Source organism: Bradyrhizobium sp. 956_D2_N1_4 (assembly GCF_052076025.1).
Lineage (GTDB): Bacteria > Pseudomonadota > Alphaproteobacteria > Rhizobiales > Xanthobacteraceae > Bradyrhizobium > Bradyrhizobium barranii.
In genome coordinates, this window is record NZ_CP197237.1 from 371,804 (window position 1) to 387,242 (window position 15,439).

The 15,439-nt window shown below is 59.7% G+C and carries 14 protein-coding genes; 9 read left to right on the forward strand and 5 right to left on the reverse strand.

Going from position 1 to position 15,439, the window contains the following annotated elements; genetic code table 11:
* Positions 1-95 precede the first annotated feature (95 nt).
* A complete protein-coding gene (locus AB7535_RS01840; RefSeq protein WP_085403303.1) occupies positions 96-2,879 on the forward strand; it encodes a UPF0182 family membrane protein in 2,784 nt (927 codons plus the stop codon).
* 203 nt (positions 2,880-3,082) lie between these two features.
* Here AB7535_RS01840 and AB7535_RS01845 read toward each other — a convergent pair whose 3' ends face one another.
* Positions 3,083-3,295: a hypothetical protein gene (locus AB7535_RS01845; RefSeq protein WP_085403304.1), complete on the reverse strand. Its 213-nt coding sequence runs from the start codon at positions 3,293-3,295 to the stop codon at positions 3,083-3,085.
* 311 nt (positions 3,296-3,606) lie between these two features.
* Between AB7535_RS01845 and AB7535_RS01850 the strand changes: the two genes are divergently transcribed.
* Positions 3,607-3,816: a cold-shock protein gene (locus AB7535_RS01850; RefSeq protein ID WP_038945713.1), complete on the forward strand. Its 210-nt coding sequence runs from the start codon at positions 3,607-3,609 to the stop codon at positions 3,814-3,816.
* An 837-nt stretch (positions 3,817-4,653) separates the two neighbouring features.
* On the opposite strand, the gene AB7535_RS01855 is transcribed toward AB7535_RS01850, so the two are convergent.
* The 3 genes from AB7535_RS01855 to AB7535_RS01865 all read right to left on the reverse strand — a co-directional run bounded on the left by AB7535_RS01855 (position 4,654) and on the right by AB7535_RS01865 (position 7,871).
* A complete protein-coding gene (locus AB7535_RS01855) occupies positions 4,654-5,385 on the reverse strand; it encodes a protein-L-isoaspartate(D-aspartate) O-methyltransferase (RefSeq protein WP_084795290.1) in 732 nt (243 codons plus the stop codon).
* A gap of 96 nt (positions 5,386-5,481) precedes the next feature.
* On the reverse strand, positions 5,482-6,669 hold the full coding sequence (locus AB7535_RS01860; RefSeq protein ID WP_085403306.1) for a 6-phosphofructokinase: 1,188 nt from the start codon (positions 6,667-6,669) through the stop codon (positions 5,482-5,484).
* Positions 6,670-6,719: 50 nt separating this feature from the next.
* Positions 6,720-7,871, reverse strand: a complete 1,152-nt coding sequence (locus tag AB7535_RS01865) for a fructose-1,6-bisphosphatase (protein ID WP_349642911.1) — start codon at positions 7,869-7,871, stop codon at positions 6,720-6,722.
* Here AB7535_RS01865 and AB7535_RS01870 point away from each other — a divergent pair.
* Positions 7,864-8,061, forward strand: a complete 198-nt coding sequence (locus AB7535_RS01870; RefSeq protein WP_135217087.1) for a hypothetical protein — start codon at positions 7,864-7,866, stop codon at positions 8,059-8,061. The genes AB7535_RS01865 and AB7535_RS01870 overlap by 8 nt on opposite strands.
* 526 nt (positions 8,062-8,587) lie before the next feature.
* A complete protein-coding gene (locus AB7535_RS01875) occupies positions 8,588-9,061 on the forward strand; it encodes an Arm DNA-binding domain-containing protein (protein WP_343287581.1) in 474 nt (157 codons plus the stop codon).
* A gap of 241 nt (positions 9,062-9,302) precedes the next feature.
* Here the strand turns inward: AB7535_RS01875 and AB7535_RS01880 are convergent, their stop codons facing one another.
* Positions 9,303-9,806 (reverse strand): MarR family transcriptional regulator, encoded by a 504-nt coding sequence (locus tag AB7535_RS01880; protein WP_439037215.1) that lies wholly within the window; start codon positions 9,804-9,806, stop codon positions 9,303-9,305.
* 144 nt (positions 9,807-9,950) lie between these two features.
* Here AB7535_RS01880 and AB7535_RS01885 point away from each other — a divergent pair, with 144 nt between their 5' ends.
* From AB7535_RS01885 to AB7535_RS01905, 5 genes are read left to right on the forward strand one after another with little or no spacing between them, the layout of a single operon-like run.
* Positions 9,951-11,081, forward strand: coding sequence for an amidohydrolase family protein (locus AB7535_RS01885; RefSeq protein WP_354113996.1), 1,131 nt, complete (start codon positions 9,951-9,953; stop codon positions 11,079-11,081).
* Positions 11,078-12,181, forward strand: coding sequence for an amidohydrolase family protein (locus AB7535_RS01890; protein WP_135217089.1), 1,104 nt, complete (start codon positions 11,078-11,080; stop codon positions 12,179-12,181). The genes AB7535_RS01885 and AB7535_RS01890 overlap by 4 nt, the downstream gene beginning before the upstream one ends.
* On the forward strand, positions 12,181-12,594 hold the full coding sequence (locus AB7535_RS01895) for a Rieske (2Fe-2S) protein (protein WP_063985295.1): 414 nt from the start codon (positions 12,181-12,183) through the stop codon (positions 12,592-12,594). Before AB7535_RS01890 ends, AB7535_RS01895 begins: the two co-directional genes overlap by 1 nt.
* Positions 12,595-12,641: 47 nt before the next feature.
* Positions 12,642-13,658, forward strand: a complete 1,017-nt coding sequence (locus AB7535_RS01900; protein WP_245344197.1) for an ABC transporter substrate-binding protein — start codon at positions 12,642-12,644, stop codon at positions 13,656-13,658.
* Between the two features lie 7 nt (positions 13,659-13,665).
* Positions 13,666-15,429, forward strand: a complete 1,764-nt coding sequence (locus tag AB7535_RS01905) for an ABC transporter permease (RefSeq protein WP_439037216.1) — start codon at positions 13,666-13,668, stop codon at positions 15,427-15,429.
* Positions 15,430-15,439: the final 10 nt, after the last annotated feature.

Here is a 15,439-nt window from a genome sequence, read left to right on the forward strand (position 1 = left end):
GACCCAGGTTCGAGCACCCGTGCCCCCGCCTTGAGGCGCTATTCCGACCGCGAAATCGAGCGGCGGGCGTCCCTCATTTCCGCTATGATCAAGCCATGACGATCGGGATCACCGGACCCGAACGGAAGGTACCAAGGCAGAGTGCCGTGGTCGGGCTCACTATTGCGGCCGCTGTCATTGGGGTTTGCCTGATCCTTCTCTGGCTCGCGAGCGACCTCCTCGTCGACTGGCTGTGGTTTTCCTCGATCAATTATCCGCAGGTTTTTTGGACGACAATCGGTGCGAAAACCGTCATCTTTCTTGCGGTCTGGACCGGAACCGCCATCATCCTTTGGCTGAACGGATGGTTCGCACTGCGCTTTGCCCGACGGCGGTCGACACAGCTTGTCACCGCTTCGGTGTGGAACTTCGCGGTCAACGCGCCGCCAGATTTGCTTGCGCTTTTACGCGATCGACTGCCGTGGTCCCGGTTGATCGTAGGTGGGGCAGCTTTGATCGCTCTGCTCGTCGCCGCCGCAGAAGTCGGCAACTGGGGTGTCTTCCTGCGGTTTGTCTATCAGGTGCCATATGGCGCAGACGATCCGCTCTACAACAAGGACATCGGCTTCTATCTCTTCTCGCTGCCCGCCTATATCCTCATCAAAAACTGGATCATGCTCGCGCTCGTTCTCAGCGCGCTTTTCGCCGCGGCGATCTACTGGGTGCACGGCGATATCGAATACGACCTTCATCGTCGATCAATGTCGTCGATGGCGATTGCCCACGGCTCAGTGCTGCTCGGTCTTTTCTTTGCGGTGAAGGCCTGGTCCTATGGTCTTGATCGCTATCTGCTGCTCTACGGCGACAACGGTGTGGTCGTCGGCGCAAGCTACACCGATGTCCACGTGAGGCTCCCGGCCTTGTGGTTGATGATCGGACTTTCGGTCATCGCGGCGTTCGCCACGTGGGCAAATTTGCGGGTGCGCACCTACCGGCTTCTTGCCGCCGCGTTCCTGCTTGTCGTGATCGGGTCTTTCGTGCTGTCCAGCGTGATTCCCGTGCTGTTCCGGGAGTTCTTCGTCAAACCAAGCGAATTGGAGCTGGAAAGGCCCTATATCGAACGCAACATTGCGCTCACCCGGCAGGCTTACAATCTCGATCAGATCGCAGCCAAGCCGTTTGCGGCGGAACAGAAGCTTAGCTTCAAGACGCTCGACGCCAACAAGGCGACAATCGACAATATCAGGCTGTGGGACTGGCTGCCCTTGTCGGACACCTACGCGCAGCTGCAAGAGATCCGCACTTACTACAAATTCCATGATCTTGATGTTGATCGCTACTGGCTCGATGGCTCCTACCAAAGCGTGATGCTCTCGGCTCGCGAATTGCAGCCCTCCCTGCTGCCGCCCAATGCCCAGACATGGGTCAACCGCCACGTGCTGTTTACTCACGGCAATGGCGCGGTGATGAGCCCGGTCACGCGCAAAAGCACCGAGGGGCTACCGCTGCTCTATTTGCGGGATATCCCTCCGGTTGCGGATGGAGGCCCCAAAATCCACGAGCCGCGCCTCTACTACGGCGAACGGAGCGACAACTACGTCATCGTCAAGGGGAGCACGCCGGAGTTCGACTATCCGAAGGGAAAGGACAATGTCTACGCGGCTTATGACGGTACGGGCGGCGTTCCGATAGGAGCGATGGTGTGGAGAGGCCTGTTCGCTTACTACTTCAACGACCCGAACCTACTGCTCTCAAGCTACATCACGACCGACAGCCGTATCATGATCCGGCGCAATATCGGGGAAAGAGTACGAACGATCGCCCCGTTCCTCAGGCTCGATCACGATCCTTATCTGGTCATCAGCAATGGGCGGATGTTCTGGATGCAGGACGCCTACACGGTGAGTTCCTACTTCCCCTCCGCGCAGCCGGCGCAAGACGAGGATATCAACTACATTCGCAATTCAGTGAAGGTCATCGTCGATGCCTATAACGGGACCGTCGACTTTTACCTGATGGACACCGGCGATCCGATTGCAGCGACCTATAGGCGTATCTTTCCGAGCATGTTCAAGCCATTCTCGGCCATGCCGGCGGATATGCAGAGGCACATTCGCTATCCGGAGGACCTGTTCCTGATTCAGGCGCAGCTCTATCAGAGCTATCACATGGAGGCCGCTGACGTTTTCTATAACCGCGAGGATCTCTGGCAGTTCCCGCGCCAGCCGGGCGGCGGCGGCATTGCGACGATGGCCCCATATTACATCATCATGCGACTGCCCGGCGAGCCGCAGGCCGAGTTTTTCCTCATGCTTCCCATGGTGCCAAGCCGCCGCGACAATATGATCGCGTGGCTCGCCGCGCGTTGCGACGCACCCGACTACGGCAAGCTGATTGTCTACGAGTTTCCCAAGGAGAAGCTCGTCTACGGGCCGTTCCAGATCGAAGCGCGGATCAATCAGAGCACCGATATATCGCAGCAGATCACGCTGTGGAATCAGATGGGCTCGCGGGTGATACGCGGTGCGAACCTGCTTGTGATCCCAATCGAGAACTCGATCCTCTATGTAACGCCGCTCTATTTGCGAGCGGAGCACGGACACCTGCCGGAGTTGAAACGCGTGATCGCAGCCTATGGTGAACATGTGGTGATGAAGGAGACGCTCGACGAGGCCTTGTCAGCACTGTTTATCGAGCCTGGCGCGGTGCGGCCGGTCTCGAACACGAAGGAGGAAATTCCTGTCGCACGCCCGTCGGCAAGTCAGGCACGGGAGGCGCTCGACCGTTACAATCATGCCGTTGAACGATTGAAGTCCGGCGACTGGAAAGGCTTTGGCACGCAGTTCGACGCAATGCGCGAGCTTCTGGAGGAAATGAACCGGCACGCCACGGGCCACTAGCGTCGCGGCTCCTTTGGCGCTCATTGGAGAACACAGGGGCTGCATAGTTCGGGCTGAACACGCAACGAAGAGAGGCCTTGAGCTTGATGCGATACAGGCGGTGTTTGCACTCGCGGTACGAATGCCACTGAGAAGCGAGGTGGACCGCAAGCAGGTCGAGCCGGATCTCCCCTGTGAACCAACCGACAGGCCCACTGTCGCGCCTACTGCTGTGGCCACTGACTGAGTTCATCTTCAGTTACAACACGCTCGAAATTCTCGGTTTTGCTTTTGATGCGGTATCGAATGCGTCCGTCCGCCTCAATCGGGAGGCATGCAACAATTGTGTAGACGGTCCGTCCGCCATTGTCGGCGCGGCCCTGCGGTCGCTGGGCTTGATGATGAACGTCGTCGTTGATCGAGAAGATGTAGGGCATTGTGTTCCTTACAGCATTTGGGGCGCGTGCGCCGCACAGAGAAGCCCGCCGGCCCGCTGATTGCAATCAAGGTTTTGCGGGCCGTGAACAGTCCCTTCGAGAAGGCCGCGGAACCCGAGGCCAGCCGCGGCGCCCTCTCATCTCATTCCCGTGGCAACCCATGCCACCGGTGGTATGGTGAAGGGGTTCGACCTATTGAATGACTTGATGGCCGCGCCCCGAGGGGGCCTTTCCAAGACATCGCTGGATCGAATTTGCTCACACGGATTGTGGGTAGCGAACTCTTTCGTGGGTATTGTTGGAGACGGATAATGGCAACGGGTGTCGTGAAGTGGTTCAACGGCCAGAAGGGCTTTGGCTTTATTCAGCCGGACAATGGTGGGCCGGATGTATTTGTTCACATTAGCGCCGTCGAGCGTGCGGGCCTTCATGGACTAGCCGAAGGGCAGAAGGTCTCCTTCGAGGAGAAGACCGATCCGAGGCGCGGAAAGACGAGCGCTGAAAATCTGAAGACCCTATAACATCGGTCGACGCTTCGGTTTCACGGATGTACTGAGAAGCAGGCTACAGGGGGGATATCATCGCCGACCTGCGGCGGAGATGCCGCACGATTGTTCGTTAAGTTTTATCGTTCATCCGCTAGGTCGCGGAACTTAGCACCAGCGGCACCGTCCCCAGCGTGCGCAGCAGCCGCCGCAACCCCCGCAGCCACCGCAACCACGCACAGCTCGGCAACCACGGCAGCCACGGCAACCACCGCAACCTCGGCGAACAACAACAGCGGCTAGCTGCACGTCGCTTCCAGCATTTTCCTTATCGAAGAGATAGAACGTGGCGAGACTGACGTCGGCCATTTCCTCTTCGCCAAGAACGAAGCGCTGATTGGGCGAGATGTTGTCAGAATGCGGGATATGAGCAGTGGGTATCGTGTGCGCGGATGCGCTCCCCGCCAGCGAGAGACCCAGTCCGGCCGTACCGAGTGCCGTCACGGCGGCGGCTTTGGTTGCGCGTGCGTGCTTCGCAGCTTGCTTCACCCGTGGCATGGTCGCCATCCTTTCGGAAGTTGTCGTGAAAGGGTCAGCTTGACGTAGCAAGTGTGCCTGTACGTCTAGAAATGCGACCTAGCGCATTCGGTTCCCCTTCGCGCGCGGGTCTTTTTGAGTTACAACTGGTGGTGGACCTGACTGACCGTCTGACGATGTCCGTTAACAGGGGCAGAGCGGAAGTTGGACTTCGCGGCGGTCAGTGCAGCTTTTGACCCGAAGCCGACAGGTTCGAACAGCTGGCGCTTTCCGCAAGGCTCCAGCCAGCGAGGCGACTGCGCAAGTGCTGCTCAAGAATTAAACGTCGATTGGCTTTTAATCTGGTGAGCGCGTAAAGGGTACAAACCGCACGAGGCTGGCGGCGCGCGTTGTTGTCTTGCCCGGGCCGGTTTTTTCCACCACCGTGAGTTGCTGAGTGGTGTAGGCAGGTCCCACCGGCATCACCAGCCGGCCACCCAATTTGAGCTGCTCAATCAGCGGCGCCGGTACGTGCCCGAGCGCTGCGGTGACGATGATTGCTTCAAAAGGACCGCAATCGGGCCAGCCAGCATAGCCGTCGCCAAGCCGAACGCTCACATTGTCATACGCGAGGTCTTTGAGCGTTTTGGCTGCGGCTGCGGCCAACTGCGGGATGATCTCGATGGTGCAGACCTTTCGCGCCAGGTGCGCAAGGATGGCAGCCTGATAGCCCGAACCCGTACCGACTTCGAGCACAACATCATCGGGCGCGACGTAAGCCAGCTGAGTCATCAAGGCCACGATGAATGGCTGCGATATGGTCTGGCCGGCGCCGATCGGAAGCGGCATGTCTGCGTATGCGATGGAGCAAGATCGCTCAGGGATGAACAGATGGCGTTGTGTTTGCCCCATGGCCTCAAGGACTCTCCCCGACAGCCCCTGCTGTCCCAAAACACTGACGTGGGACCGGGCGTAAGACCGGATGGTTTCGACCATGGCGGCGCGTTCGAGGACGCATTGCGCGTCCTGTGCGGTCACTTCGCGCACGACGGTCACCATAGAAAGCACGAGCAGCAGCAAGGTCCTCATGAGCCGTCTCCCCGATCTCGGTGGCGCTGCGGCGACAAGGCCGGTTGCGACGCACCCGCAGCAACCAGTCATGCCGGCGCTTGGGTCACCATCTATCTATGACGCGCGGTTGAGAAAGATCGGCAACCCCTGCTTGTTGCCGTAGATGGGGCGATAGCGCTCCGTGTTGTAGCTGCTGGCGACGTCCAATTTGCGCGGGCCGAGCTTGGCGTCAGGGATGGGCACGAGGTCGTAGCAGCCCTCTACCAGCGCCGACATGAGGCCGGTCTTGCCTTCCAGGATGGCATCGTAGGCCATGTTGCCGAAAGTCAGGGCCACAAGCTTGTCGATGAAGTCCGGATCGCCCGATCGCAGGTCGTAGGTGAGGTCGGAGGTGATCGTCTCCTCGCCGGCGCGCCGCCTGATCTCGTCGGCAAGCGATTCCGCCACGTTGGCCTTCTTGCGGTGACCGTAGGCGTCAGGCTCGCCGTATTCCTGCAGGTTGAAGCCCTCCCACTCGGCACCCTCGCTGAGCACGATCAGCGCGTAGTTGCTTGGGTTCGCTCGCTTCTCCTCGAGGAGCAGCTGGATCAGTTTGTCGAGGTTGACCTTGTACTCCGGTATGACGCATCGTATCGAGGTCGCATACGCGGCGTAGAGCGCTGTGAATCCAGCATCGCGGCCAAAGACGCGGAAAATGCCAATTCGCTCATGCGAGCCGACAGTGGTGCGCTGTCGCTGGATGGCATCGCTGGCGCGGGTGATCGCGGTCGAGAAGCCGATGCAGTACTCGGTGTTGCGGACGTCGTTGTCCATCGTCTTCGGGATGGCGATGATCTTGACGCCGAGTTCGTTGAGCTTGGCCGCATAACTGAGCGTGTCGTCGCCGCCGATGGCGATCAGGTGTTCGATTCCGAGCCCCGAAAGGTTCGCCAGCACCTGGCCGGTGAGGTCCCAGGTCTTGGTTACGATGCCGTCCTTGGTACTCAGGGAGACTGGAACGTCCCTGCCGACGAGATGATCGGGCAGCTTTTGTATTCTGGACGGATTGATGCGGCTCGAGTGCAGCACGGTGCCGCCGCGCCGGTCGATAGTGCGAGTGTTTTCACGGTTGAGCGGGATGACATAGTGAGACCTGCTGGTCGGGTCCTCGAGGTTCAAGTGCGTGAGGGCCTCCCAACCACGGCGGAGACCGACGACCTCGATGTCGTTCTCACTGCCGCGATAAGTCACGCTCTTGATGACTGCGTTGAGGCCGGCGACGTCGCCGCCGCCCGTGAGAATGCCGATGCGTCTTTTCGCCAAGCCAAACCTCCCAGCATTGGCAGGTCGTAATAATGCACAGCGCAGCTTCGCTACTCGGCCGCCTCCGGCTTGCGCTCCTCACGCAGCCGAAATCGCTTCACGAGTGCGGATACGGTGTCGCGGAAGCCGCCATATTCCAGCTCAGAATATGGCAGCATCGCAGCGCCGGACCAGCCCTGGCTGGGCATCTCGATTGCCTTGCGTTGCGCGCGCCGGCGCACCTCGTCCCACGCCGGGTTGTCGAAGAAATCGGTATAGGACTCGGAAAAGCGGCCGTCCTTGTCGACCGAAAAGCCAGCGCAAGAAACGATCGGCAGGCAGTACATGCCAGTGACCGGTGTATTGAGCGGCACGGGCATCAGCGGCATCACATGCGAGCCGCGCGCATCGCCACCCACGAAGTGTGCCTTGGCGAAGGGCGAGATAATCTCCTCGGGCGCCGGGAAAATTCCCTGGTTCCTGATGATTGCGACCGGATCGTCCTTGCCGGTGTACTTGCCTGCGATTGCGTGAAGACGTTGCGCCGACACGGCGGCGGCAACCTCGCCATATGTTTGAGAAACGATGCGATCAATGCCAAAGCGCTCGTTGTCGCGGAGCAGCGCGGCAATGTGGTAGTTGTCCTCGGGCGCGTCGAGTTCGATCACGCTGTCGCCCGCCGTGTGGTCCATGTCGATGACATGGAAACGGAATCCCTTGATCATCGGGGGTAGCATCAGCCCGGCGCAATACATGGGATCAGCGAAGGCGAGGTAGAGCGGCAGGTTATAGGCGCCGGGGCCGCATTTGTCGGCGGCGAACACCATGAATGATTCCGCGGGTCTCGGCCCCGAGAGGCTGTGGTCGAAGCTGAGCTCGGCGACGCCCGGGCCGGCACCGCGAATGTTTCCGGAAGGTGCGTCTGCGAGAAGATCCTGGCCGGCGCCGTAGAGACCGGAAGTCCTTGCAACCGAAGTGGCCGTAAGAAACGCCTTCCAGGCGAGTTGATGGATCTCTGAGCTCCCCTCGCCACGTGTGTGCGTCATGATGATCGCAATGTCGTCGCCGGTGTGGCAGACAAAACCGTCGATCAACAGACCATTGCAGATCGCCTTCGCGACCTCGCCCTCGACAGCTGCCATCATGCGTGAAGATGGCTTCGTATGCCCGCCGACTGAGCCAACGTCAGCCTTGATGACCGAAAGAGTGAGTCTCATGAGCATTCTCTCCGACCAGCACAGCGCGACGCCTCTGCGCGGGCTGCGCCGGGGCGACGGCGCTGCTCATACGCCGGAAGAACGTCTGATGCTACGTTCGGTTCCGCAGATGCCCTTCCTGCTCGAAAAATTCGGGCTCATCCGCTTCCCGAGATCTTCAACCACCTTAGGGATCATACCAGAACCGATAGGATAAGTAGATCATGCGCATCATTTTCTGCGGTGCACGAGTCCGGTTTTGGCCCGCGTGATACACGCCGGTGCAGTCTGACGATTTCCGTTCACAGGGGTAGACCGGAAGAGAGCGGCATTGTCCGCCGCTTGTGCCCGCACTGTAGGTAAGAAGGTGTCGAAACCACTGGAGAAGCGGCAGCCCAAAGAGCTCAGCAAGCGCCAGCTTTACGCCATACTAGCTGAGGCGGTCAGGAATACGGACTAAGAGCTAGCCCGCGAAGCGCGCCCGCCCTCCATAGTCCTGAAACGGGAAATGATATTGCCCGTCAGAATGCGGCGTCTATTGCAGATCGTGCCAAGATCGGGAAAGTTCGGCAATCTATGACGGCGTGTTCCGCCCGTGAATACACCGTATGGTTGGCCCAGAACAAAACGGGCCACGTTGTCATTTCAAACTAGGCCACTGTCGCCGGAAACAGGCCAGTGCCAAGACTTTGACAGTGGTCCGACCAGATCGACTTGCTTGAGGATGGGAGACCGCTTGGCCTATTACACAGCCCCTCAAAAGTGACCAACGGAAGTTATTCGCATTTTCGCAGTGCCGTCATCATCTTCTCAGCCAGCAACAACAACGGCGACGGTCTCTACCTCGTCGTCGCGAGTGCCAGAACTGGTGCTACCGATACTGGAAAGAAGGTAAGCCGCGCTGGCTCGGTCTAGGATCGCTCAAAGACGTGTCGCTAAAGGACGCGCGGCTTGCCCGCGACGCAGCGCGTCTTCGTGTCAAAGGCGATCGCAGCGCACCCGGCGTCGACATCGTGTGGAGAAGCGAGCGGCGCCTGAGGAAGCGAAAGCCGGAGAGACCAAGGTCACCCTGCCTACTTTCGAGCTGTGCGCCGAAATCTACATGCGCAAGCACTGGTCGATCTGGAGCACGAAGCATCGCAGTCAATGGCCGTCGTCGCTCAAACGGTACGCTGGCCCGACAATTGGAAACTCACGATCCCAGAGATCAAGCCTAGCCACGTCTACGAATTGTTGCGGCCGATCCGGGTTGAAAAGCGAGAGACGGCTACAACTTTCAGAACAATGCGCCATCTAGCAGGACCTTGGGGGCGATCCGAAACCGCCGGTCGTCTCCCTAAGGAGGGCAAGAGCGTCGCGCGTGCCGTGAGTGAGACGGGGACATCCTATCGAGAAACGTTCTGCGGGGTGGACTTGAGCGTCGTAGCTCACTTGATCCTTCCGCTGCTGTCTGATCCGTTAGTGCTCCCAATCAGCATGATCCATGGCATTAGAAAGCTGAAGTAAAAGTTGCGACAATTGTTTTTTGTCGGCGATTGGGAAATCTTTGAATAGCCGAGCCTCGCGCTTACGCGAGGCTTCGGCCATTCTAGTGGCGAAATCTCTACCTTCGCGGGTAAGCTTGGCGATAGCGGCTCTGCCACGGGAGCGAGTCTGCTCGATCGAGATCAGCCCTCGATCCGCCAGGATGGCGAGACTGCGACTTGCTGCAGCCTTGTCGACGTCGGCAGCGTCGGAAAGTTCACTGACATTGAGGGATTCGATGCTCTTGAGCGTCATGAGAAGACGCCATTCCACGATGCCGATGTTCCAGGCCGCGCGGTAATACGCAGTCGCGCCTCTGTTGAGGCGCATGCCGAGGGTCGACACCAGCACGGCCACATGTTCACGGGCCAGCATTCCGGCATTCCGGGAACGTTCGTCCGAAGCTTTCTCCCTCTCGAATTTCTTGGTCGCCGGCATTTTCGAAGATCTCCAATGGACTTCGTTCCAAGTCCCGCATTTTGCAGCGCATTGATCCAGATCAAATTTCTTGACAAAACATTTATTGATGTATCAACATAGCGTCCAATCTCCCAATTCCAAGAAAAAAGTGGCGAGAGTGACATGGAAGGAAACGGCTTGGTCGCCGGTCTTGATCAGGCGAGGACGTATGCCGGCGCAATCGATTGCGACCTTCATCCGGCTGTGCCCGGGATGGGCGTCCTCCTGCCCTATCTGGACGATTATTGGCGCGAGATGGTCTCCGTCCGCGCGCTCGACCGTCTCAATCTGAGCCTGACCAGCTACCCGCAGAACTCGCCACTATCCTGTCGTCCGGACTGGCTTCTCCCGGGTGGTGCGAAGGCGGGCTCCTCGCTCGAAGCGATGCAAGACCATGTGCTCGATCGGTTTCGACCACGCTATGGAATTCTGAACTGCCTCTACGGCGCGCAGGTCCTTCACAGTGAGGATATGGCGGCAGCGTTCTGCCGGGCGACCAACGACTGGATCAGGGATCACTGGCTCAATCGGGATCCGCGCCTCCGCGCCTCGATCGTGATCCCGTCGCACAACGCGGAACTCGCCGTGGCGGAAATCGACCGCCGCGCCGACGACTTCCGGTTCGTGCAGGTCCTCATGCTGGTGTCCGGTGAAACTACGCTGGGCCGGCGACATCTCTGGCCCATCTACGAACGCGCCGAGCGCCTCGGCCTGACGATCGGAATTCACGCAGGAAGCGCCTATCGATATGCGCCTACCGCCGTCGGGTGGCCGTCATACTATGTCGAGGACTATGTGGCGCAATCCGCCGCATTCGAGAGCCAGCTTCAAAGCCTGATATCGGAGGGCGTGTTCGCGAAGTTTCCCGGGCTCAAGGTCGTTGCAATCGAATCCGGGTTGACGTGGCTGAGCGGGTTCATCTGGCGCGCCGACAAGACATGGAAAGGCGTGCGAGCCGAGGTTCCGTGGGTCACGCGCACGCCGTCGGAGATCATCCGTAACAATGTGCGCTTCACCGTCCAGCCGGTCGATGCGGCGGACGACGGCGAGGCCATCATGCGGCTCGCCGATCACATCAAGTCGGACGAACTGTTCCTGTTCTCGACGGACTATCCGCATTGGCATTTCGACGGGGATGCGGTTCTCTCCGGCCGGCTCCCTGATGCGCTTTTCCGCAAGATCGCCAGTGAAAATGCGCTCGCCACTTACTCGCGATTGGCCACGGCCGATCAGATCATGGAGGTTGTGCCATGAGCACCGTTGAACTGGAACGGCCACGGGCCTCGAACTACAAGCTGAAAGTCATCGATTGCGACATCCATCCGGCGATGACGTCCTGGACCGAGGTGCATCCTTATCTGGAAAGGCAATGGATCGAGCATCTTACGGTCTATGGCAGCCACCTGCGCCACGCCTTCTCCGAGGCGCTGTCGCATCCGCGCATGTCGCCCGACGCTGCGCGGATCGATGCCTATCCGGAGGAGGGTGGGCCGCCGGGATCGAGCCTTGACCTGATGAAGAAGCAGCACCTCGATCCGAACGGGATCGAGGTGGGCATGTTGATACCCCTGCGCTGGAATCCGGGCAGTCAGAGAAATCTCGACCTTGGCGTCGCATTGACCCGCGCGATGAACACCTGGCAGGTCGAACGCTGGGTGAAGCAGGAGCCGCGTTTGAGGGCCTCGGTGCTGATCGCCCAGGAAGACACGGTTGCCTCCGTCGCCGAGATCGATTCCAGGGGAGGGGATCCCAACTTTACCCAGATCTTGATCCTGCCCAAGACGGACGAGCCGCTCGGACGCCGGCGCTACTGGCCGATCTATGAGGCGGCCGTGCGCAACAACCTGCCGATCACGATTCATGTCGGTGGCACCAATGGCCATCCATCGACCGGCGGCGGATGGACATCCTATTACATGGAGGAACATCACTCGGTCGCCCAGACCATGCAGGCGGTCGTGGCGAGCCTTGTCTTCGAAGGGGTCCTGGCGCGCTTTCCCGAGTTGCGCGTCGTGATCATGGAAGGCGGCTTGGGCTGGGTACCGTCGCTCAATGCGCGCATGGACAAGCACTGGGCACGCCTTCGGAGCGAGGTTCCTCATGTGAAGAAGCCGCCGTCGGAATATGTGCGCGAGCAGGTGTGGTTCAGCACGCAGCCGATGGAAGAGCCGGCGACGTCGGCCGAATTGATCGATCTGTTCGACAGGATCGGATGGGATCGGCTGCTGTTCTCCACCGACTACCCGCATTGGGATTTCGACGATCCGCGCTACGCGTTTCGTGCCAACCTCACACAGGCCCAGCGCGAGCAGCTTCTCTACGAGAATGCGCGCAAGTTCTACAGGCTGGACTGATGGCGCGGCATGTGGTTGCGACCGTGGATCAGATCCCGCCGGGCCAGCGCCTGCTGGTCCAGGTCAATGGACGCGAGATCGGCATCTTCAATGTCGAGGGCGAGTATTTCGCCGTCGGCAATCGTTGCCCGCATGAGGGGGCGTCCCTGTGCAAGGGACGCATCGTCGGGCTCGTCGAGGCGACGGGGCCCGGTGACTATCAATACAGCCGTCGTGGTGAGTTGTTGCGCTGCCCGTGGCATGGCTGGGAATTCGATCTGCGAACCGGTCGGTCATGGTGCGAGCCGGATCGCACCAAGGTCCGAAGCTATGAGCTGAAAGTCGAGCCCGGAGGCGCGCTGATCGAAGGCGAGCTGCGCGCCGAAACGTTTCAGGTCACGATCGACAAGCAATATGTTGTCTTGGAAGTCTGAAGACCAGTGAATCAATTAAGCAAATAAAAGCGCATTGGGAGGAGTAAGTGGTGTTCAAGCTAGGGATGTCGGCGGCTGTCGCCTGTTTCGTGGGTCTGTTGAGCTCCGCGCAAGCCGAGGACGGTTCTTGGGACAAGGTCGTCGAGGCCGCCAAGAAGGAAGGCAAAGTCGTGGTCTACAACATGGCCTTGGGCGCTCCCTACTTCACGGCTGTCCTCAAGTCGTTCGAAGCGAAGTACGGAATTCCGGTCGAGAGTCTCGACCTCCGTGCCAGTGAGCTCTCCGAGCGCATCCGCACCGAGCAGGCGGCCGGCCGCTTTCTGGGCGACGCGGAAATGGTCACGACGACCATGATCGAGGAGCAACTCAAGAACGGCGATTTCGTGCAGAAACTGCCGCCGATCCCGAATGCCGCCCATTTGCGACCGCCGTTCAAAGCCAATGAATACAGCGTGCCGGCCTTCATGCAGCCGATGGGCATCCTCATCAACACGCGGCTGGTCAAGGAGCAGGACATCCCGACGAGCTGGAACGATCTCAACGATCCCAAATGGAAGGGCAAGATCCTCTCGGACGACATGCGGCCGCTCGGCAGCGGGAATACCATGTTCGCCATCCTGGAAAAGACCATGGGCACCGACTTCAACCAGAAGCTCGCCGAGCAAAAGCCCGTGTTCAGCCGCGATATGCGAAACGACGCGCGGCGCGTCGCTCGCGGCGAGTACGCCATCTATATCCCGCAGATCTTTGCCTTTACGTCCGATCTGAAGGGGCTGCCGGTGAAAGTCGTGATTCCGAAGGAGGGTGCACCTTTCGCGGAGATGGATCTCGCGGTGCTCAAGAACGCGCCGCATCCCAACGCTGCGCGTTTGTTCATCGACCACTTCCTCAGCGTCGAGTCGCAATTGCTCTACGCGAACGCATGGATGCTTCCGGTGAACGCCGCGGCCGCCGAGCGCGCCAATCCGGACGCGCAGCAGTTCGTGAACGCCAAGATCATTGGTCCCGCCAAGCTGGCTGAGCGCTCCTCGATGATGGATCTCGCCAAGAAGCTTTACCCCTGAGAGACCCATGAGCGTTTCAGCCGGAGAGGGAGTGAACAACCTCGTCGAGAGGCGTACGACCGGCCTGAGCGGGATCGGGCGGTGGCTGCAGGCGACTGCGGCAGGCCGCCTTGCGGCGCTCGCTCTGCTCGTCGTCGTTCTCGCCTTCCTTTCCGTCTATCCGCTGTCGATGCTGCTCTATGGAAGCCTGCATTCGACGCCGCCGGGAATGGCCGGCACTTTCAATCTGGACGGATATCGCGACGTCATCACGCTGCAAAGCGCGGTGACACTCTTCAACACCGTCGGCATATCCCTGGCCAAGACCATCCCTTCGGTAATCCTGGCCGTCTTGCTCGCCTGGATACTGGCGCGAACCGACACGCCATTCCGGGGGGCTCTGGAAGTCCTGATCACGCTGCCATTCTTCATTCCCCCGATCCTGACCGCAATGGCGTGGGGCATGCTCGGCAATCCGCAGGTCGGATTGCTCAATCAGCTCTATCAGTGGGTCACGGGATCAGAGACAGCGCCGATCAACGTCTATTCATATGGCGGCGTAGTCTGGCACATGATGCAGTATTCCGTGCCGTTCCTGTTTCTTCTTATCGTGGACGCCTTCCGAGCGATGGATCCGAGTCTCGAGGAGGCGGCGACCATGTGCGGCGCATCACGCCTGCGAACTTTTCGCTCTGTCACGCTGCAGCTTATGCTGCCCGCGCTGACCGGTGCGGCCATCCTGAGCTTCATTCGCGGCATCGAGAATTTCGAGTCGCCGCTCTTCTTCGGCTCACCGGCGGGAATTCGGGTCATCACGACGGACATCTACGACTCGATCAACCAGCGGTCGCCGCCGCAATATCAGTATGCAACCGCGATCAGCTTCGTCATCATGGCGCTATTGTTCCTGATCGTTCTTCTGCAGCGGCGGATGCTGCGCGGCCGGAGTTTTCAGACCATCACCGGCAAGGGCTATTCACCTTCGGTGATGAAACTCGGTGCATGGCGATGGGCAACCTTTGCCTTTTGCGTTCTGTTCTTTGTGGTGACGGTGGTCCTCCCGGTCGGGCAACTCATCATCGGCTCGTTCTTCAAGTTCTTCGGGTTCTACCAGTGGGACATGCTGACACTCGAGCACTATCAGGCGGTGTTCGGCAGCAGCGAGTTCTGGCGCGGGTTCAGCAACACGATGTTCCTGGGCCTCGTCGGCGCCACGCTGACGATGTTGCTCGGCGCAACCGTCGCCTATGTCTCGGTCCGAACGAAGTGGCGAGGCCGGTTGCTGATCGATTCGATGGCTTGGCTGCCGTGGATGATGCCCGGCATCGTCCTTGGTGTCGGGTTTCTCTGGGGGTTTGCTCTGCTGCCTCACGCGATTCCGATCTACGGCACGATCTGGGCGCTGCTGCTGGCCTATATTTCGCTTGGGACGCCGCTTTCGGTGCGCGCCATGTCGAGCGCATATGCGCAGCTTTCGTTCGACCTCGAGGAGTGCTCCCGGGTGCATGGCGCAAGCTGGCTGCAAACCATGAGGCGCATCGTCCTTGCCCTGGCCTGGCCTTCCTTCGCCGTCGGATGGGTGCTGGTGTTCTTCGGCATCATGCGCGAGCTGAGCGCATCCGTTCTGCTCTATTCTGTCGGCTCCGAGGTGTTGTCTGTCGTGCTGCTGAAGCTGTGGGCGAACGGCAATGCGGAGCAGGTCAGTGTCATTGGGCTCATCATGATGGTTCTCGTGATCGTCTTCCGTTGGGTTCAACTCAAGTTCATCAGCAGCCGTATCGGTGGAATGTGACCAGGCTTGG